The sequence below is a fragment of the Paenibacillus sp. 10L310 genome, from assembly GCF_056395745.1.
The window spans coordinates 71,120-90,670 of the sequence record NZ_JBFTKC010000001.1; the positions used below are offsets into that span (position 1 = coordinate 71,120).

20 protein-coding genes and 5 tRNA genes are annotated in these 19,551 nt (G+C 47.6%); 14 read left to right on the top strand and 11 right to left on the bottom strand.

Features of this window, described 5'->3' with window-relative positions; all coding sequences use genetic code 11:
• Positions 1-233 precede the first annotated feature (233 nt).
• Positions 234-2,456 (top strand): Tex family protein, encoded by a 2,223-nt coding sequence (locus tag AC1DE7_RS00300; protein WP_036611182.1) that lies wholly within the window; start codon positions 234-236, stop codon positions 2,454-2,456.
• Between the two features lie 180 nt (positions 2,457-2,636).
• Here the strand turns inward: AC1DE7_RS00300 and cmpA are convergent, their stop codons facing one another.
• Both cmpA and AC1DE7_RS00310 read right to left on the bottom strand, forming a co-directional pair.
• On the bottom strand, positions 2,637-2,780 hold the full coding sequence (cmpA, locus tag AC1DE7_RS00305; RefSeq protein WP_017690033.1) for a cortex morphogenetic protein CmpA: 144 nt from the start codon (positions 2,778-2,780) through the stop codon (positions 2,637-2,639).
• 182 nt (positions 2,781-2,962) lie between these two features.
• A complete protein-coding gene (locus tag AC1DE7_RS00310) occupies positions 2,963-3,319 on the bottom strand; it encodes a hypothetical protein (protein WP_047842018.1) in 357 nt (118 codons plus the stop codon).
• A 119-nt stretch (positions 3,320-3,438) separates the two neighbouring features.
• Between AC1DE7_RS00310 and AC1DE7_RS00315 the strand changes: the two genes are divergently transcribed.
• The 5 genes from AC1DE7_RS00315 (at position 3,439) to AC1DE7_RS00335 (ending at position 6,600) form a co-directional block, all read left to right on the top strand.
• A complete protein-coding gene (locus AC1DE7_RS00315; protein ID WP_017690031.1) occupies positions 3,439-3,900 on the top strand; it encodes a SprT family protein in 462 nt (153 codons plus the stop codon).
• A 137-nt stretch (positions 3,901-4,037) separates the two neighbouring features.
• Positions 4,038-4,745 carry a response regulator transcription factor gene (locus tag AC1DE7_RS00320; RefSeq protein ID WP_127551303.1) on the top strand — a complete coding sequence of 236 codons (708 nt, stop codon included), beginning with the start codon at positions 4,038-4,040 and terminating at the stop codon, positions 4,743-4,745.
• On the top strand, positions 4,723-6,339 hold the full coding sequence (locus AC1DE7_RS00325) for a sensor histidine kinase (RefSeq protein ID WP_477533520.1): 1,617 nt from the start codon (positions 4,723-4,725) through the stop codon (positions 6,337-6,339). The genes AC1DE7_RS00320 and AC1DE7_RS00325 overlap by 23 nt, the downstream gene beginning before the upstream one ends.
• A gap of 90 nt (positions 6,340-6,429) precedes the next feature.
• A tRNA-Asn gene (locus AC1DE7_RS00330) sits at positions 6,430-6,505 on the top strand.
• A gap of 6 nt (positions 6,506-6,511) precedes the next feature.
• Positions 6,512-6,600: transfer RNA gene (locus tag AC1DE7_RS00335), tRNA-Ser, on the top strand.
• A gap of 222 nt (positions 6,601-6,822) precedes the next feature.
• Here AC1DE7_RS00335 and AC1DE7_RS00340 read toward each other — a convergent pair.
• Positions 6,823-7,521, bottom strand: a complete 699-nt coding sequence (locus AC1DE7_RS00340) for an ArsR/SmtB family transcription factor (RefSeq protein ID WP_282319061.1) — start codon at positions 7,519-7,521, stop codon at positions 6,823-6,825.
• 107 nt (positions 7,522-7,628) lie between these two features.
• Here AC1DE7_RS00340 and AC1DE7_RS00345 point away from each other — a divergent pair, with 107 nt between their 5' ends.
• On the top strand, positions 7,629-8,288 hold the full coding sequence (locus AC1DE7_RS00345) for a flavin reductase family protein (protein ID WP_477533521.1): 660 nt from the start codon (positions 7,629-7,631) through the stop codon (positions 8,286-8,288).
• 93 nt (positions 8,289-8,381) lie between these two features.
• Positions 8,382-9,053, top strand: a complete 672-nt coding sequence (locus AC1DE7_RS00350; protein ID WP_091033649.1) for an MgtC/SapB family protein — start codon at positions 8,382-8,384, stop codon at positions 9,051-9,053.
• Positions 9,054-9,117: 64 nt separating this feature from the next.
• Here AC1DE7_RS00350 and AC1DE7_RS00355 read toward each other — a convergent pair whose 3' ends face one another.
• Both AC1DE7_RS00355 and AC1DE7_RS00360 read right to left on the bottom strand, forming a co-directional pair.
• Complete coding sequence (locus AC1DE7_RS00355; RefSeq protein ID WP_338708032.1) at positions 9,118-10,014, bottom strand: Cof-type HAD-IIB family hydrolase; 897 nt, start codon at positions 10,012-10,014, stop codon at positions 9,118-9,120.
• A 4-nt stretch (positions 10,015-10,018) separates the two neighbouring features.
• Positions 10,019-10,795: a DeoR/GlpR family DNA-binding transcription regulator gene (locus AC1DE7_RS00360; RefSeq protein ID WP_017690024.1), complete on the bottom strand. Its 777-nt coding sequence runs from the start codon at positions 10,793-10,795 to the stop codon at positions 10,019-10,021.
• A gap of 306 nt (positions 10,796-11,101) precedes the next feature.
• Here AC1DE7_RS00360 and AC1DE7_RS00365 point away from each other — a divergent pair.
• From AC1DE7_RS00365 to AC1DE7_RS00380, 4 genes are all read left to right on the top strand, one after another.
• Positions 11,102-11,173 (top strand) — tRNA-Glu (locus AC1DE7_RS00365).
• A gap of 106 nt (positions 11,174-11,279) precedes the next feature.
• Positions 11,280-11,355, top strand: a tRNA-Lys gene (locus AC1DE7_RS00370).
• Positions 11,356-11,372: 17 nt separating this feature from the next.
• A tRNA-Leu gene (locus AC1DE7_RS00375) sits at positions 11,373-11,455 on the top strand.
• Between the two features lie 169 nt (positions 11,456-11,624).
• Positions 11,625-12,050 (top strand): helix-turn-helix domain-containing protein, encoded by a 426-nt coding sequence (locus AC1DE7_RS00380; protein WP_036610863.1) that lies wholly within the window; start codon positions 11,625-11,627, stop codon positions 12,048-12,050.
• A 108-nt stretch (positions 12,051-12,158) separates the two neighbouring features.
• Here the strand turns inward: AC1DE7_RS00380 and AC1DE7_RS00385 are convergent, their stop codons facing one another.
• Genes AC1DE7_RS00385 through AC1DE7_RS00410 form a run of 6 tightly spaced genes read right to left on the bottom strand, consistent with a single transcriptional unit; the run spans position 12,159 to position 16,942 of the window.
• Positions 12,159-13,118, bottom strand: a complete 960-nt coding sequence (locus AC1DE7_RS00385) for an urease accessory protein UreD (protein ID WP_155985074.1) — start codon at positions 13,116-13,118, stop codon at positions 12,159-12,161.
• Positions 13,036-13,755, bottom strand: a complete 720-nt coding sequence (gene ureG / locus AC1DE7_RS00390) for an urease accessory protein UreG (RefSeq protein WP_017690021.1) — start codon at positions 13,753-13,755, stop codon at positions 13,036-13,038. Before ureG ends, AC1DE7_RS00385 begins: the two co-directional genes overlap by 83 nt.
• A gap of 33 nt (positions 13,756-13,788) precedes the next feature.
• Positions 13,789-14,481: an urease accessory protein UreF gene (locus AC1DE7_RS00395; protein ID WP_477533522.1), complete on the bottom strand. Its 693-nt coding sequence runs from the start codon at positions 14,479-14,481 to the stop codon at positions 13,789-13,791.
• A gap of 36 nt (positions 14,482-14,517) precedes the next feature.
• Entirely contained in the window at positions 14,518-16,236 is a 1,719-nt protein-coding gene (ureC, locus tag AC1DE7_RS00400; protein ID WP_036610857.1) for an urease subunit alpha, read from the bottom strand.
• Positions 16,233-16,622, bottom strand: a complete 390-nt coding sequence (locus AC1DE7_RS00405) for an urease subunit beta (protein ID WP_036610844.1) — start codon at positions 16,620-16,622, stop codon at positions 16,233-16,235. Before AC1DE7_RS00405 ends, ureC begins: the two co-directional genes overlap by 4 nt.
• A 17-nt stretch (positions 16,623-16,639) precedes the next feature.
• A complete protein-coding gene (locus AC1DE7_RS00410; protein ID WP_076209470.1) occupies positions 16,640-16,942 on the bottom strand; it encodes an urease subunit gamma in 303 nt (100 codons plus the stop codon).
• A gap of 261 nt (positions 16,943-17,203) precedes the next feature.
• Here AC1DE7_RS00410 and urtA point away from each other — a divergent pair, with 261 nt between their 5' ends.
• On the top strand, positions 17,204-18,454 hold the full coding sequence (urtA, locus tag AC1DE7_RS00415) for an urea ABC transporter substrate-binding protein (RefSeq protein ID WP_282319054.1): 1,251 nt from the start codon (positions 17,204-17,206) through the stop codon (positions 18,452-18,454).
• Between the two features lie 183 nt (positions 18,455-18,637).
• Positions 18,638-19,543, top strand: a complete 906-nt coding sequence (urtB, locus tag AC1DE7_RS00420) for an urea ABC transporter permease subunit UrtB (RefSeq protein WP_101314096.1) — start codon at positions 18,638-18,640, stop codon at positions 19,541-19,543.
• Positions 19,544-19,551 lie beyond the last annotated feature (8 nt).

Sequence of the window (19,551 nt, forward strand, 5' to 3'; positions counted from 1 at the left end):
AGCGTCGTGATGACGATTTTCGGTCTTTTTTTGACGTAATGGGGAAGGCTGGAGGATGACATCGTTCTGTCAGAACTTGTATGCTTGCGGATTGATGGAAATCTGGACGTGATTCTGTGATAATATAGGGTAGAGTGGAAGAAACAAATGGTTCAACTATACTGTAATTACAGCAGCAAAGCTGCCCTGAAATGATTGTAACGAACGATTCAGGAAGGAAAGAGGGATTTATTTTGTCTGAACAGGAAACGGTTCTGGAACCCAATGAAGAAACAATAAAGGCAGAACGCCATGAACGAATCATCAAACAGGTAGCCAAGGAACTGTCACTGTCCTTGAAGCAGGTCCGCACAACGTCGGAGCTTCTGGACGAAGGCAATACGATTCCATTTATCGCCCGCTACCGTAAAGAAATGACTGGAGAGCTGGATGAGAACCAGCTGCGATCGATTGAAGAACGCATTGTTTATCTGCGCAATCTTGAGGATCGCAAATTGGAAGTCATCCGTATTATAGAGGAACAGGGCAAACTGACCGGAGAACTGAAGCAATCCATTACGCAAGCTGTGAAGCTGCAGGAAGTGGAAGACTTGTATCGACCTTACCGTCAGAAGCGGAAAACGCGTGCCAGTGTGGCAAAAGAAAAAGGTCTTGAGCCCCTTGCTGTATGGATCTGGGGTCAACCGAAACAAGGAGATGTACTTCAGGAAGCTGCGAAATATATCAATGCTGAATTGGGTGTAGAAGATGCGGAGTCGGCGCTTCAGGGAGCCAAAGACATTCTCGCGGAGAATATCGCAGACGATGCTGCCATTCGTGCCTGGATTCGTCGGTACACCTTGGATCACGGGATGCTGACTTCAGAAGCGAAGGATGCTCAAGAAGAGTCCGTATACGAGAATTATTATGATTACCGCGAATTAGCCAAAAAGATGCCTCCACACCGTATTCTCGCGATTAATCGCGGTGAACGTGAGAGTATTCTGAAAGTCGGCCTGGACGTACAGGCAGAACCGGCCCATCGCCATATGGAAGGACAGATCATTCGTGGTGCTTCTGCCGTGCAGGATATCCTGCGTGATGTGATTGAAGATGCATACAAGCGGCTGATTGCGCCTTCCATCGAGCGTGAAGTTCGTGGAGAACTTACGGAAAAAGGTGAAAATCAGGCCATATCGGTATTCTCGGCCAATCTGCGTAACCTGTTGCTTCAACCGCCGATTCACGGCAAACGTGTGCTTGGTGTCGATCCTGCCTATCGTACCGGTTGTAAACTGGCTGTAGTAGATGATACGGGCAAACTGCTGGAAGTGGCTGTGACCTACCCAACGCCACCACACAACAAGAAACGTGAAGCTGCGGAAGTATTCCATCGGATGATCAAGCAATATGATATCGGACTGATCGTCATTGGTAATGGTACCGGATCACGTGAGACGGAGCAATTTGTTGCCGAGATCATTCAGGAGAACGGTGATGAAAGTCTTGTGTATCTGATTGTTAACGAAGCAGGCGCGAGTGTATATTCTGCATCCAAGCTGGCCCAGGAAGAATTCCCTGATCTGGATGTTGCGGAGCGCAGTGCAGCTTCCATTGCTCGCCGGGTACAAGACCCGCTGGCGGAGTTGGTTAAGATTGATCCAAAAGCCATTGGCGTGGGTCAATATCAGCATGACGTATCCCAGAAGATTCTCGAAGAAAGCCTGAAGGCTGTCGTGGAATCCGCAGTTAACCATGTGGGTGTGGATGTGAATACAGCATCACCTTCGTTGCTGTCATATGTTGCCGGAGTTAACGCTACGATTGCCAAAAACATTGTGAAGTACCGTGAAGAAAATGGCCGGTTTACGAACCGCCGTCAGCTTCAGAAGGTGCCACGTCTGGGTGCCAAAACCTATGAGCAGTGCGTAGGATTTATGCGTATTGGTGAGGGAGAGAACCCGCTGGACCGTACACCTATTCACCCTGAGTCTTACAAGGTAGTGGATCAGCTGTTCAAGGAGCTTCAGGTTGCACTGGACAAGCTGGGCAGCAAGGAACTGTCGGTATTACTGTCAGAGCAACAGCCAGAACAATTGGCTGTGAAACTGGACGTAGGTGTGCCTACATTGCGTGACATTCTGGACAGCTTGCAGCGTCCGGGGCGTGACCCGCGTGAAGAAATGCCGTTGCCAATCTTCCGTACAGATGTATTGAAAATTGAGGATCTGGTGGAAGGCATGGAGCTGCAAGGTACGGTTCGGAACGTTATTGATTTTGGTGCCTTTGTTGATATTGGGATCAAGAGTGATGGGCTTGTCCATATTTCACAGCTCAGCAATGGGTATGTTAAACATCCGATGGACGTTGTGTCTGTCGGGGATAATGTAACGGTCTGGGTTATGAGTGTGGATACCAAAAAAGGCCGTGTCGGCCTGACGATGAAGAAGCCTGCTTCTGCGCAACAGTCTTCTTAAATAGTAGGATTGGAGAACAGCCTTCCCTAACCAGGAAGGCTGTTTGTTGTCGACAGTAATAGTCCCGTTATCCGTTCTAATTCCTCTAGTAAGTACGGTGGGCAATATGTGCATTTTCTTAAAGTGCGTGTTCAAAAGGCCATCCTTCGTAATCCGATGCAGACTTTTATGAACTACCTCTTAAAGTTCGTTCTCCGCGCTGCGTGGTGTGCCATTTGCTGGTTTGTTACGATAAAAGAACCAGCATTCGTTCAGCAACTTGATTTGCCGGCTGTCCTTTTTGTGAAATGCACGCATCAGTTGATTGCAAAGCCATTGAGGCAAGGGTATCTCCTCCTCTTGCATAATTCATCTGTACGTTAGCATATGTGGCAATAGCCTGGACTGTGCGGGATAAGTGGAGGCCTCCGGCAAATCAATCTTGTTCACTCAAAAAAAAGCACAAATCCCAATTCAGGGAGATGTGCTTTTTGTTCTCATCATTATAAAATGATAACTGTGGTGAATTAGAGAGCTTCCATCTCTTCTTCATACCATTGTTCCAATTGGGCCTGAAGAGCTCGGATTTCGGTAAGCAGAGAAATCAAGGGATAATGGCTTTCACGTAATACTGCAAAAGATTCTTCAAGCGCATTGATATAATCAAGGCCACCGATGATAGTAAGATTTTCGTTTAGGAGATCGAGGCTGTCACATTCGGCGATCGCCCAAGGCAGGACAGGGACATCTGCTGCAGTGAGTTTATCAATTTCCTTGTGCAGGCGCAGGTTGAGCGCACTGAGTTGATAGGCGTAATCTGCGGGCATTTCCACGAACTGCAAGTGTTGTTCCTGCTGCAGGATGACATAGCGCATTGTAGGCATAACGAGTAATAATCTCCCCTCATACATTCTACTTGACAGTGTAGCCTACGAAACGGTTAAAATTCAAGTATTATACCGGAAAAACAAATGCTCCGAGGGGGTGCAAGGAGAGGATATCGATGGAAAATGAGGAATTGCAACAATGGATTGAACAGGTATCACTGGATCATTTCGGAGTGCCGTTCACCCATGAAGCGTTGTTTAACAGTCGCCTGACCACGACGGGTGGGCGTTATATGCTTAAAAGTCACCGGATTGAGATCAATCCGCATCAACTCGAAGCCTATGGGCGAGATGAGGTTGAGAAAATCATCAAGCATGAGCTGTGTCACTATCATCTGCATATTCGTGGGCGCGGCTATCAGCATCGTGACCCGGAATTCAAGGCTTTATTGCAGAAGGTAGGCGGTTCGCGTTACTGCCAATCACTTCCTGACGGCAAAGGCAGAAAGCCGCTGCCATATCGTTATAAGCTGGTGTGCAAGAGCTGTGGTACGGAATATTTGCGCAAGCGGAAAATAGATCCGAAGCGTTATCGTTGTGGCCGTTGCGCGGGAAAACTGGGGCTTCACGACATATAGTAATTTTGTTTTGGAGTATAGAGCGGATGGATCTTAAGAAATTTGTAAATCTTTTGTTGGATTTCCTGTCATTTATCTGATGTAAACTGTTCATCAGTCCACATAATCCAGTTTAAATGAAAAGGAGGAGTGACCCTTTGAAGGCCCACAGTGTATTAGTTGTTGATGATGATCCCGATATCAGCAATGCGATCGAAATTTTTTTGCGTAGTGAAGGAATCGGGGTCTACAAGGCGTCGAATGGGGAAGAGGCATTGCAAAAGCTCCAGGCTCATTCTGTTCAGCTCATTATTATGGATATTATGATGCCTGGATTGGATGGACTGCAGACGACACTGGAAATTCGTGAAACCTCTAATGTGCCAATTATAATGTTGTCTGCCAGAACAGAGGATTATGATAAAATCGTAGGTTTGAACATCGGTGCGGATGATTACATAGCCAAGCCATTCAACCCATTGGAGCTTATGGCAAGGGTAAAGTCCCAGTTACGACGCTTCACCGGCCTGGGTGCGCAGATACATCAAAGTTCCGAAGATGCAGAACAGGAGATTCAGGTTCGTGGCCTGGTATATAACAAACAGAAGAAAACAATGACCTTGGAAGGAGAAGATGTTAGGCTGACGCCAACCGAATTTCACATACTTAGGCTTTTTATGGAGAATAAGGGCCGGATCTTTGCTATTGATGAAATCTATGAACGTGTATGGAAAGAGCCTGCCTTTCAACCGGAAAATACAGTCGCTGTTCACATCCGCAGAATCCGTGAGAAGATTGAATTTAATCCCAGAGAGCCCAAATATATAAAGGTGGTGTGGGGTATTGGTTACAAACTGGAAGAATAATATGCTGGCTTACGGAGTTCGGATAGCAGCGATGATTTGTTTTACACTGGTGTTTATGAAGCTTGCTTCATTGAGGTATGAGATTCGATTCATTTATAAAGATTGGAATGTATCTGGTGTTATACCTTTGATCCTGCTCTTAGTCATTGGTACGGCGTTACTTGTGACTGCAAATCGTATACCTTTGCCTGAGAATAGCAAATATCGGAAGGTGACAATCTGGTGGAGTGAAAAACTTTCCTTGGATGCACATTTTATTACCTTATGTATAGGGTCCTTTCTACTGTTAAAAGTACTAAACGGGGTGACTTCAGATTATGGGATAACTCCTTACTTTTTCACTCGTCGATGGATAAATGATATTTTTGTTTATTTTATAGGCATGTTCATCGCTGGTCTCGGAGTGTGGTTTGTTGGTGTGCATGTAAGGGGGGCTGTCCGGTATATCGGGAATATGTCCAGCCATAGGCCAATACGAAACGAGATATGGGTATGGAAATGGTACAGTTTGGTGAAAAAGATTTTGGAGCAAGGCGAGCCGACTGACAAAAAAAGAATTCAGCGTTTAATCTTATTATGTATGGTGCAATGTCTTATGCAATTAGCGGTTATTTCTCTCGCGTCCATTAAGTCTTCAATGGTCATTCCATTTGTGTTTTTGACAGTTCTGATTAGTGTTTTCTTGGTATATAGTATGTTTCAACTGATTCATGTGGCGCAGCAACTTACGCAAGCGGCTAAGGAAATGGGAGAAGGCCGGTTCAATGTGCAGTTCCCAGAGCATGTAACAGGCATAATGCAACCATTGGTGACACAGATGAGCGGAATGAGACAAGGGCTCCAGAATGCAATGAAAGAACAGGTTACGAGCCAGCGTATGAAATCCGAGTTGATCGCTAACGTTTCTCATGATCTGAAAACACCTGTAACCTCTTTGGTTAGTTATATCGATCTGCTTAAGCGCGATGAGGGCACAGAGGAGGAGAAGGCTGGATACATTCAAGTTCTGGAGCGGAAAACGCAGCGTCTGTGTTTGTTGGTGGAGGACTTATTTGAAGCAGCGAAAATGGCGAGCGGAGATGTGGAACTTCATTTAAAACAGATAGACATGGGGGAGTTACTTCGACAGGCTGTAGCAGAATATATTGATTCGTTCGAGCAGGCAGAGTTACAGATAAGGATTCGAGAGGAGACTGAGCCTTTATACGCAATGGTGGACGGCAGCCGGATGTGGCGTGTTATGGAGAATATGTTGGGAAACGTTTTGAAATATGGTCTGCCCCAATCCAGGGTCTATATTGAACTGATCGAACAAGGAAATCAACTGGAGTTCACGATCAAAAATGTATCCGCATACGAGATGGAGTTCTCATCGGATGAGATTTTTGAACGTTTTAAGCGTGGGGACCGTTCCCGTTCAACGGAGGGTTCAGGTCTAGGCTTGTCCATCGCCAGAAGCATTGTTGAATTGCATGAAGGTTCTATGGGAATACAAGTGGATGGAGACGTATTCAAAGTAAGTGTTTGCCTTCCACGAGTAGACAGGGACATGATCCAAAATACTACCCAACTGGCGATGATCTCTTCCTTCTGAGAGGAAGAAAGCAATACAATTAGGAAATCTTGACAGGTCTGTTGACTTGGATTATTAATCATGATAGATTAATCTTATTCAAGTTAATTTTCCCTGATAGCTCAGTTGGTAGAGCACTCGACTGTTAATCGAGTTGTCACAGGTTCGAGCCCTGTTCGGGGAGCCATTTCTTGGAGAGATACCCAAGTGGCTATAAGGGGACCCTCTGCTAAGGGGTTAGACTGCGTAAGCGGTGCGAGGGTTCGAATCCCTCTCTCTCCGTTCTGAATTAAACTTCTCTGCAAAGGGATGAGAACCCTAAAGGTTCGTCGGAGCATAAGCTTCGTTAGCAATACTTCGCAGTCTCGAACGAAGTGAGAGTACTCCTCTTTCTCCGTTCTGATTGCACAAAAAATCCTCTTCACATTAGACCGGTTAACGGTCAGTGTGAAGGGGATTTTTTGCGTTTACTGATCTTTGGTTATCCCTTGTATATGCTTCTGCTTAAAGTGTGATGCTCAACACCTCGTATAAACCTTTCTTGCCTGCTTCCGTTACTTCGACAGAGCGACTTCCTGTTTTTTGACGAATCCAGTCCAGTTCCGCTAATCGATGTCTGAGTTGTTCCCCAAGCATACCTGAGAGATGATGACGGCGTTCGCTCCAATCCAGACATTTGCGAGCGATGGCACGGCGTGATCCCGGCTTCATCTGAAGTTCAATTCCAAACGTAGTGAACCACTGTATTCCTTTCTCTGTAACTTGATAATCCTTGCTGTGTGCCTCTTCGGGGTCTGAAAGATACCCCTTTTGTACTAAGGCTTCACAGAGCGAGATTCCCAATTTCCCGGCCAGATGACCATAACAGGTCCGTGCATGACTCAGTTGTTGAAGCTGATCGGATTGTTTGAGAGAGCGGATCTGTACAGGCGGAGCAATACTGGCCATGCTTTCAATCAGATTAGCAATTTCTTTGTTTGCAAGACGGTAGTATCGGTGGCGTCCTTGTTGTTCAACTTCGAGTAATCCTCCCTCTACGAGTTTAGCTAGATGGCTGCTTGCCGTCTGGGGAGTGACACTTGCCATATGAGCAAGCTCTCCTGCAGGCAACGCACGGCCATCAAGTAAGGATGACAGAAAAATAGCGCGGCTTGGATCAGCGATTAACGACGCAATAACAGTAATATTCGGATATACATTCATACTTCGATCATACCTGAACTATTACTGTATTACAATCGAGTTGTATCGTCCCATATGGGTCAGATTGAGCTTATAAATTATTGGAATGGGAACAGGAGAGGTACAGGATGAAAAAGATAACGAAACAGGACTTTGCTACAGAGCAGTTGTCCGCGAGTCCAGAAGTGATTCAACATGAGACGATGAATCCCAGTATTTTATATTATGGTACGCCTGTAGTGCTGCTAAGCACATTAAATGAGGATGGATCAACCAACCTGTCACCATTATCCTCGTCTTGGGCACTGGGGGATTGTCTGGTTCTCGGTCTAGGGACACAGGGCAAAGCCTATGAAAATCTGAGTCGACACCCGGAGTGTGTGATTAATTTACCAGATGCGACCATGTGGAGACAGGTTGAGGCATTGGGTCGTTATACGGGAGTTAACCCGGTTCCTGAGGAGAAAAGGCAGATGGGCTATGAATATTGTCATGATAAATTCACTGTAGCTGGACTGACATCTGAATGCTCGGTTCAGGTGGCTCCAGATAAAATAGTTGAATGTCCGCTCCAGGTTGAAGCAGCTGTACAACACATACGTATTCCCGAACATACACCGTTCATGGCGATTGTTGAAGTGAAAGCGTTGAAGGTGCACGCACACACCAGACTAATATCTGGACCGAACAAGATTAATCCGGAGGAATGGCATCCGCTGATATATAATTTCAGACATTATTTCGGATTGGGCAAGAGACAAGGGGAAAATTTCCGGGCAGAGAATTGACCTGAGTAGAAGTTCTTTATTAGTCATGTAAAGATTGGGTAATAGTAAAGATAGACTCATGTAAGCATATACATAATGAAAGAGGTGATGTGCATGGAAGTGGAATATTTGATGCGTGTACTCATAGCTGGAATATGTGGTGTGCTAATCGGATATGAGCGCAAGAATCGAATGAAAGAAGCGGGTATCCGTACTCATTTTGTGGTCGCCGTTGGTGCTGCCCTGATGATGATTGTATCGAAGTACGGATTTCAGGATCAGGCTGGCTGGGCCAATCTGTCTCTTGATCCGTCAAGGATTGCTGCACAAGTCGTTAGCGGTGTGGGGTTCATTGGAGCCGGGATGATCTTCACACAGCGTCACACGGTCAGGGGATTGACCACAGCGGCTGGCATATGGGCTACGGCAGGCATGGGACTTGCTGTGGGTTCAGGTCTGTATTGGACGGGTGCGGGCGTGACACTGCTTATTGTCGTGGCACAGATGTTACTGCATAGACCTACACGCTGGCTGGTATCCGCTCGAACAGAGACGTTAACCATCCATCTGCAAAATGAGGGAGAGGCCCTGAAGACTGTTTTGGCACTGCTGGGACAGGAGAAGATCTCGGTCATCGGATTTAAGACTGAACAGCAAACAAGCACAGACTCCGTGGAAGAGACTGTGCTTGAGTTCACGTTGCAACTACCGGGTTCATACCGGGGCGAGCAACTGATTATTTTGTTACAGGACGTGCCTCACGTTCGATCTGCGGAGTTAAAATGAAGAGAACCTGCATGGATCAACAGGTGATCATGCAGGTTCAGTACTTAATTCAGTATGGGTCCAATTACTGACCTTCCCCGACAATCGTTTCTGGGCGGGATACCGGTTTACCTTCAAGCAGGCACTCGATGGCATGGGCAACACCATGCTCCACATTGGTCAGCGTTATGGCTTTGGCTAATGCCTGGATTTCGGGTTCGCCATTACCCATGGCGATGCCGAGTCCTGCCATTTTTAACATGGAGACATCGTTGAAGTTATCGCCAATAGCTACGGTATCCTCCATGGATATGTTCAGGTGAGCCGCCAGTTTGGTTAGGGCATTACCTTTGGATACGTCCGGGTGCTGCATTTCGAAGTTATGCTCAAAGGATACAACCATGGCGACATCAGATCGGGAAGAGAAGTATTCTCGTCCTGTCTTTACTTTGTCCGGATTCATGGAGAAGGCCATAATATTATAGATGTAGGCTTCTGCTGGAATTTCGAGATGGCTGTTTACGCGGTGGTAGTCTTTTTTGTCATAGTGTTTCTTGATGGAGCGAATCATGCGTGCAATGTCCTCACCAGGGTTTGAACCAAGAACACGTTCCATTTCGGCGAGCAAGGTCTCATGACTGCTACGCGGGGCATAGATGCCTTGTTGTGTTGAAGCCTCATAATAGACATCATGATCTTCCAGCCACTGCATGACGGAAGCTGCTGTGTCACGCTCGAGCGGAAGATGGAATAAACGTTCACCGTCTGCGTCATGAATTGTCGCTCCGTTGGAGCCGATAATTGGGGTTTTGATTCCGCCTTCGCGGCTGATGGTCACAACATCGGAATAGACACGTCCTGTTGCGATGGTAACTTTCATACCGGATTGCTGGGCCTTTTGGATGGCTGCGGCATTCTCCGGGCTAATCTGGCTATCTATGTTCAACAAAGTTCCATCTAAATCTGTGGCAAATAATTTCATATATTTACAACTCCTTATCATCTGTTGGTTCAGGAATGAGAATCTCAACCTGTTGTTCGGCTAGAAAAACAAGCCATTCTTTGGTTGGCCATTGATCCGTAATCAATACATCCACCAACGACCAGTCGGCAAAACGATAACCATAACGTCTATCAAACTTGGATTGATCTGCAAGAACAACAACTTTCTTGGCAGCTTTCATCATTTGGTGTTTAATTTTCCCTTCCTCTTCGGAAGCACTGAAGCCATCCATGGTGATACCGCCAATTCCGATAAAGGCTTTATCTACATAATAGTGGGAGAGGGTCTCGATAACAGAGGTACCGTAGACATAACGTTGTTCCTTATCTACTTTGCCTCCGAGCAAACGAATCTGGACAGCAGTGTGATTGGAGAGAAGATCAGCGGAATGAATCGAATTGGTAATGACGGTACAGGATTTGCCGTTTAAGTTCTCGGCACAGGCCTGCACAGTCGTGGAAGAGTCCAGAATAATGATCTCGCCTTGCCTTACAATGGCCGCAGCGAGTTTGCCGATGGCCCTCTTTTCCTCAGATACATCGAGTAAACGGTCTTTGTAGGATCTGAATTCTTGCGGAGGAGGGGGGAGAATCGCGCCGCCACGTGTTCGGATAATGGCATCCTGTTCCTCAAGCTTAATCAGATCCCTGCGTGCAGTATCCCGTGATACATCAAACAAGGCGACAATATCATCGGCTGAGATGCGATTGTGTTTGCGTAGATGTTCAACAATGAGCTGCATTCGTTCTTCTTGAAACAAACATGTCACCTCCGAGTATATGGATGACCGTACTTATACTGATACTTTAATTATAAGTATTCTTAATGTGATTTGCAATATTATAAGTGAACGTAAGTTTTTATAAGTGTTTTGATAGATGGTTTACATTGTTCCTGCACGGGGATGACATTGGCATGAACGGGAGGTGGCTAATAACGGGGCTCTGAAGAAGAGTATGCAATGGGCAAAAAGGCTTGAAAAATAAATTTTAAAAAAAGTATTGCAAGTTCAAATTGTCCTGTGGTATACTCATTCTTGTCGCCAAGAAAGACAACTTGTTATTAAGGCCCGTTGGTCAAGGGGTTAAGACACCTCCCTTTCACGGAGGTAACAGGGGTTCGAATCCCCTACGGGTCATATCTTCACCACCTCATGAGATCTACATTTTCGATGAGTAATCCTCAAAGTCATTGCTCTTATAGACAAAAATGAAGCATGGCACATCCGGTGAAGTTTACAGCAAGAGCCATTAGCTCAGTTGGTAGAGCACCTGACTTTTAATCAGGGTGTCGAAGGTTCGAGCCCTTCATGGCTCACCATTTTTACAATTGAATATGCGGTCGTGGTGGAATGGCAGACACGCTATCTTGAGGGGGTAGTGGGTGTATACCCGTGGAGGTTCGAGTCCTCTCGACCGCATCACAGCAACAACATAAGATAGACTTCTATGATCATTCATGGGAGTCTATCTTTGTGTTATACGATATATCTCATCCTATTCCAGGCATATAAAGGCTGAGCATTCAGGAATAATGTGGTATAATTCAAGCAGATGAGTTGATTATTACGGTTGGAAGGCGGTTCTTGTATGCAGTCGATCTATGAGCGAATTGAACACCTGATTGCCGAACGAGGAATGACCAAGAAGGCTTTCTGCCAACAGCTGAAGATTAGCACAGGCAATCTGGGTGATTGGAAACGTGGCAAGTCTATTCCGAGTACGAATAAATTAATTGAGATTGCTTCGTTTTTTGATGTGAGCCTTGACTGGCTCATGATTGGACGTCCATCGAAGGAAGCGATGGTTCGGGAAAAACGGGAGGATTATTTTTTTGACGTTTTGCGGCAATTGAATTGCCAAGAAAGTGAATTATCGACTGTGGAACAGTCTTTTATCAGCGAATATATTGAGTTCACCCGTTACCGTAAATCCAAGGAAAGTAAGGATGCTGGCGACTATCGCTATAAACCTGAGAACAAATCAGAGAACGATTCTGAGGAAAACGAAGCGTAAGTGATATGAGCAACATCCATAGACTGAATGTACAAAAACCTCTGGACTAATCCGAACACACTCGGAGACAGTTCAGAGGTTTTTTGGTGTTAACTATGCTTGATGCCCTTATTTACGAAAGACAAGAGTTTCTTTGCCCAGCAGATGTGGGCGGAGTGTGTTCCAGATCTGAAGACACTGCTCCTGAAGTTCCCAAGCTGCCATGCCAAGGAGTCGTACGCCGATGCCTCCGGTTGCCAGCAAACTTGCACCTGCGAGCATTCGCCCATCTGGTGGCAGCGCAGATCTGACTTGCTCCAACTCCGCAGTACCAAGACCTGGGGCAATCATCCATAACGCAGCGGTATGTGTGTAGTGAAGGAGAGACGCTGAGTGTTTGGGATCATCGGTATCCGGTTCGAGTCCGAATCGATCCCAGACAGCCAGTTGTTCACCTTGCCATATCTCCGTCAAGCTGCGGTAACGCTCGAATTGGAACGCTTCTCCCCGATGAATCCGTCCGGCAGACCAGATATCTGCATAGGCCAGGATTGCCTGTTCTTCCAGCTCAAAGGTTACAGTGAGCGAAGAAGAACTTCCCTTGAAGGGAATGACGCATTCAGGGAAGTATTCCAGCGTGGCCCCTTTTCCCAACCGAAAGTGATGATTAACGGATGAGGGAATGGAAGGTGTAGGATGAAGTCTGGTAGCAGATGTGCTGCTCAGCATGACATGGGTGCCTTCGCCTAATTCCCACTCGGAATGATAAAGATCCCCGTTAAGGACTCCAGGCGAGACGTCTGACGTGTACACACATAATTCGGTTCCTCCTCCGGGAGGTCGAAAGGATCGGCTAAACCGGAGTGGTGCGCTGTAATAACGATCAGTCATGACAGTCCGGTCGCCTTGAAAGGCAAAGGTGGCCCGAAGCTCGCTGCGGCGTGTGACGGGCGCACCTGCACTTTCATTCCCATTTATCTCTGTTCCCGTGGGGACAGAAGATGAATTAATGCGAGTGAGTGCCATGTTCATGGCTGTGTGAATGCAGATGTGCAGCGGAAGCATCGTCATCCATATATTGATGTTCAAGCCAGTGGACAATCTCGGATACACCTTCACCGCTCATTAGATTAGACATGACATAAGGGCGGCCTTCGCGTACCCGTTCGGTATCATTTTTCATAACTTCCAGGCTTGCACCAACGTAAGGGGCGAGGTCGGTTTTGTTGATTAACAGCAGATCTGAACGCGTTATGCCGGGACCGCCTTTGCGGGGGAGTTTCTCTCCTTGAGCAACGTCGATAATGTAGATGAACACATCAGCCAGTTCCGGACTGAATGCAGCGGAGAGATTGTCGCCGCCGCTCTCGATGAAGATCAGTTGCAGATCCGGGAAGCGTTCAATCAACTCGTCAACTGCTTCGAAATTCATGGAGGCATCCTCACGAATAGCCGTGTGCGGGCATCCGCCTGTCTCGACGCCAATAATACGCTCTGGTGCCAGTGCATTCTGACGCAGCAAGATTTCGGCATCTTCCTTGGTATAAATGTCATTCGTGATGACAGCAAGGCTATAACGTGTACGTAGTGCCTTGGACAGCTTCTCCACAAGGGCTGTTTTACCTGAACCTACCGGTCCACCAATTCCAATTCGCATCGGACGACTCCGATCAAATGCCTTACGTTCCCACTCCGGATGATGCGTATGATTAGCTCCTCCACACATAACAATTCCTCCTTGGTTATATAAAAGTTGATGTTAAGACATAAACAGCCGCGCGGGTAAGGTCTCATGCCGCATGGCGTAGATTTCCTGGGCGATTCCGAAGCTGTGCATATCTTCCGGGTCATTGTCCCGCATGAGAGCCCATTCCGCTTCGATATCATCAAGCAGTTTCTGAATCAACATCTGCGCTTCGGTTTGTCCGATGGGCAGCAGGCGAAGTGCGCTGTTCACATAAGCGTTCACTGAGGTATACAGATGCCCGGTAACGGCTTCATCCAATTCAATCTCCAATTGATAGTTAATATAACCGTGAATGGTCGTGATGCCGCAATACGCGCCATGTTCCCGGATAGCCTCATCAATTAGGGAAAAGTCCATCCATGGATAGAGTGAACGGGCCAGCTTGAGCAGTCGTTTTCCCATCTTGTGGCCGCTTTCCCTGAGTTCCCGAGGGGAGCGCTGGGCGTGGACACGTTTGTCATACAGGGCAAGTAGAGCGGCATCTTGCTGTTTTATCGCCTGATAGACGCCTTTGATGGCAAGACCATCTAGTCGTACAAGACTGGAATGAAGCTGGCTGCGAATAAACTGTTCAAGCTGCGCGGTATTTTGCACGGTGCCATCATGCGTGTAAGCTTCCAGACCGAAGGAATGGGAGAAACCACCGATGGGCAGGGCCGAATCCAGCAGCTGAACATAACGGAGTAGCTTCGTGCCACTGTTCATCATGAGTGCCCCCTTATCAGCTAATCCGTATTCCTATCAGAACATAAAGTACCGCTGTGCCATAGGCAACTCGTCTGCGGGTTCACAGGTGAGTAGCTCGCCGTCGGCGCGTACCTCGTAGGTTTCAGGATCGACTTCAATGACAGGGGTGACGTCGTTATGAATCATGTCTTTTTTGCTGACTGAGCGACAGCCTTTAACGGGTTCAACCCGCTTTTTCAGGCCCAATGACTCTTTGATCCCTGCTTCTGCTGCGGCTTGGGAGACAAAGGTGATCGATCCGCTGGCAATGGCGCTACCATAGGCTCCGAACATCGGTCTGCCAAATACCGGCTGAGGTGTCGGGATGGACGCATTGGGATCACCCATCTGGGCAAATGTGATCATGCCACCCTTAATGACAATCTCGGGTTTAACACCGAAGTAAGCCGGTTTCCATATGATTAGATCTGCCAGCTTGCCAACTTCCACCGAACCGACGAGGTGACCGATTCCGTGAGCGATAGCTGGATTGATAGTGTACTTGGCGACATATCGCTTGATCCGATCGTTATCGGAGGGAGAATTCGGGTTGAGCTCAAGTTTGCCGCGCTGTTTTTTCATTTTGTCGGCTGTCTGCCAGGTGCGGATAATGACTTCGCCCACTCGGCCCATGGCTTGAGAATCGGAACTGATGATGCTGAACACGCCAAGATCATGCAAAATGTCTTCGGCTGCGATTGTTTCGGGACGAATCCGCGAATCCGCAAAAGCGACATCTTCCGGGATGGAAGGGTCCAGGTGATGACACACCATCAACATATCGAGATGCTCTTCTACAGTGTTGCGTGTGTACGGTCGTGTTGGGTTGGTTGATGAGGGGATAACGTAGGACTCCCCAGCGGCCCGGATAATATCCGGTGCGTGTCCGCCACCAGCGCCTTCCGTATGGTACGTGTGGATCGTCCGGCCGTTGATTGCAGCCAAGGTGTTTTCGAGAAATCCGGTTTCGTTCAATGTATCGGTATGGATAGCCACTTGAACATCATGTTCCCCGGCGGCAGTCAGACAAGCGTCGATAGCGCTCGGGGTAGTGCCCCAATCTTCATGTAGCTTCAGGCCGATTACCCCAGCTTCAATCTGTTCAATTAAAGGTGCGGTACTGGAACTGTTGCCTTTGCCAAGGTAACCGATGTTCATGGGAAAAGCTTCTGCGGACTCCAGCATCCGGTGGATGTGCCAGGCTCCTGGTGTGCAGGTGGTGGCTTTGGTTCCTGTTGCTGGTCCTGTTCCCCCGCCGATCATGGTCGTGACCCCGGAGGATAACGCAGTCTGAATCTGCTGTGGGCAGATGAAATGAATATGGGTATCAATGCCGCCAGCGGTTACAATCATGCCTTCACCAGCGATGATTTCGGTGGAAGCACCGATGACCAGTGCGGGATGAACACCATCCATTGTATCCGGGTTGCCGGATTTGCCAATGGCGCAGATGTGACCATCTCGAATGCCGATATCCGCTTTTACAATGCCCCAATGATCGATAATGATAGCGTTGGTGATGACAGTATCAGGGGTGCCGTCGCTTCGCAGAGCAGTAGTAGACTGGCCCATCCCATCGCGGATAACCTTGCCGCCCCCAAACTTGCTCTCATCTCCATATACGGCATAATCATGTTCAATCTCTGCCCATAGTTCGGTATCCGCAAGTCTTACGGCATCGCCGGTTGTTGGTCCAAACATGGACGCGTATTGTTCACGGCTCATTCGTTTCATGAGGGTTCACCTCCATCTTGTATGGGAGGGGAGAACGTCTTCAGGAATGCCTCCAGTTTCACTGGATCGGGGGCTTGATCCGCAGAGCCTTCGGTTAATCCGTTGAACCCGTGAATCTGGCGTTTGCCGCCAAAGGTCGTGAGTTCAACAGGTTTCTCTTCACCGGGTTCGAAGCGAACTGCGGTGCCTGCCGGAATGTGCAGGCGATGTCCAAAAGCTGACGTGCGATCAAAGTCCAGTGCTGCATTAACTTCATAGAAGTGAACGTGAGAGCCGACTTGGACGGGGCGGTCGCCGCGGTTAAGGACAAGGAGTCGTAGGGTTAAACGATCCGGATGACAGATGATGTCGTCATCTGGCTTCAAACGGTATTCACCAGGAATCATGTTTTCTCCTGCCTTTCTCAGCGTATAGGTTCATGTACAGTAACCAGTTTTGTACCGTCAGGAAATGTGGCTTCTACCTGTACTTCAGGAATCATATCGGGAACACCATCCATACAGTCTTCACGTGTCAGGATGGTGCCTCCGTATCTCATTAATTCGGCAACACTCATTCCATCCCGTGCTCGTTCCATCAGTTCGGAGGTCAACAAGGCGATGGCTTCGGGAACATTCAACTTGAGTCCGCGTGCTCTTCGTTCACGGGCGAGGTTAGCGGCCACGGTAATCAGGAGTTTTTCCTTTTCCTGCTCAGTCCAGTGCAAGGCAATCCGACCTTTCGCTTATAATGTCTGATATGTTCATGGATCATATTGTATGTTAAATATACTCACACAGGGTGAATCCTTTGTCAATAAGCTTCAAGGCATATTAGCAGTATGCATGAAACGAGTAGGCATGAAAAAAAATTATGTAAGCTATATTGACATGGAGAGAGGAACCCTCCATAATTTGGATCAACGAACATTTCGGACGCAAATGACCTTAATGTTCGTCAATAGACTAAAAAAAGGGAGTGTAGGCTATTGAAGAAGAGGTCGGTCAAGTTATGGAGTATTTTGCTGGGTGCGGTCATTGTGATGACAGGATGTGTGGAGGGCACTGCGCCGCCTGAAGCTTCGGGTTCAGGTGGTACAGGAGAGCCGGCTGCATCCGGTGAACCGATTAAAGTTGGCATTCTTCACTCTCTCAGCGGAACGATGGCGATCAGTGAAGTATCTGTTAAAGATGCGGAGATGCTTGCCATTGAAGAGATTAACGCCGCGGGCGGAGTTTTGGGTAAACAGATTGAGCCTGTAATTGAGGATGGCGCTTCGGATTGGCCTACTTTTGCGGAGAAGGCTGGAAAGTTACTGCAACAGGATAAGGTCGCTGCTGTATTTGGTGGATGGACCTCTGCAAGTCGGAAGGCTATGCTCCCGGTGTTTGAACAGAATAAAGGTCTATTATTTTACCCGGTGCAATATGAGGGATTGGAATCGTCGCCAAATATTTTTTATACAGGAGCAACAACCAATCAGCAGATCGTTCCATCCGTAACCTGGTTACTGGAGAACAGGGGCAAGACATTTTATCTGCTCGGTTCAGATTATGTATTCCCAAAAACGGCCAATCAGGTCATTAAGGCACAACTCGCAGCAGAAGGCGGCCAAGTAGTGGGTGAAGAATACACACCGCTGGGCCATACCGATTACAGTACCATCATTAGCAAAATCAAAGCTGCGAAGCCGGATATTGTATACAATACGCTGAACGGAGATAGCAATGTGGCCTTCTTCAAACAATTGAAGGATGCCGGAATCTCCTCGGATCAGATGACGACCCTCTCGGTAAGTGTGGCGGAGGAAGAAATCCGTGGTATTGGCGCAGACGTATTGAAGGGGCATCTGGCTTCGTGGAATTATTATCAGACAACGGATACACCTGAGAATGCAACATTTGTTGCCAAGTATAAAGAAAAATACGGTGCTGATCGAGTGACAGCTGATCCGATTGAAGCGGGATATGTGGCGGTTTATCTCTGGAAGGCGGCGGTGGAAAAAGCAGGATCAACCGACGTGGAGAAGGTGAAGGCAGCTGCCAAGGGTCTGGAGTTTGATGCCCCGGAAGGTAAGGTAACCGTGGATGGAGAGAATCAGCATATCTACAAAACCGTACGGATCGGTGAGGTGCAGGAGGATGGGCAGTTCAAGGAATTGTGGAATTCTGGTGAGCCTGTCAAGCCGGACCCTTATCTGAAAACGTATGAATGGGGAGCAACCCTCAGCGCTAAATAACATAGAAACCTCGCAATAAAACAGGCAACTCGCTTCAAAGCAGCCGAAACATAAACGAGGGTGTGACAACACATCCTCTTACCGTATCGCGGTAAAGCGTTACTGTGATGTTAAAAAATGTTACTGCCGCTAATTGAATTCATGTGAAATATCGAGAGTCACGGTATGGAGGAGGGGATAGCGATGGATATGTTTATCCTGCAGATGTTCAATGGTCTGAGTATCAGTTCAATTCTGTTGTTGATTGCATTGGGGCTTGCAGTAACGTTTGGGCTGATGAATGTCATCAATATGGCTCACGGTGAACTGATCATGATCGGTGCATATGCAACATATGTAACACAAAATCTGTTCATGTCCTATGCTCCAGCAACGTGGTTTGGTGCCTATTTTGTTGTGGCTCTGCCGATTGCGTTCATTGTAGCGGCTCTAATTGGCTGGTTGCTTGAAGTGGTTCTGATCAGGCATCTGTATGGCAGGCCGCTTGATAGTCTGCTTGCGACATGGGGTGTAGGCATGATGCTGCAACAACTGGCCCGTACGATATTCGGAGCGCCAAACGTGGGAGTATCCAGTCCGGCTTGGCTCAATGGGGGATTGGCGATCTCGGATGGTATTGTATTTCCGTATAAACGAATTTTCATTATCGCACTGGTTGCGGTGGTGCTGCTGTGTATGTATCTCTATATCTATCGAACATCTTCCGGAAGACGAATGAGGGCTGTGATGCAGAATCGGAGCATGGCGGGGTGTCTTGGGATTTCGACCCGGCGGGTGGATGGCATGACCTTTGCGATTGGTTCGGGCATTGCCGGAATTGCTGGCTGTGCATTAACGCTCATTGGTCCGATTGGTCCTTCGCTTGGTACGTATTATATTGTGGATGCGTTCATGGTCGTTGTTCTGGGTGGCGTTGGGAAATTGGTTGGAACCGTGTGTGGTGCATTGGGGATTGGTATGTTCAACACGCTGTTCGAAACCTATACCTCGGCCTCCATTGGCAAGGTGCTTGTGTTTGTATGTATCGTTGCTTTCCTGCAATGGAAACCACGCGGATTGGTCGCGATGCGCACACGGAGTCTCGATTAACGTGAAAA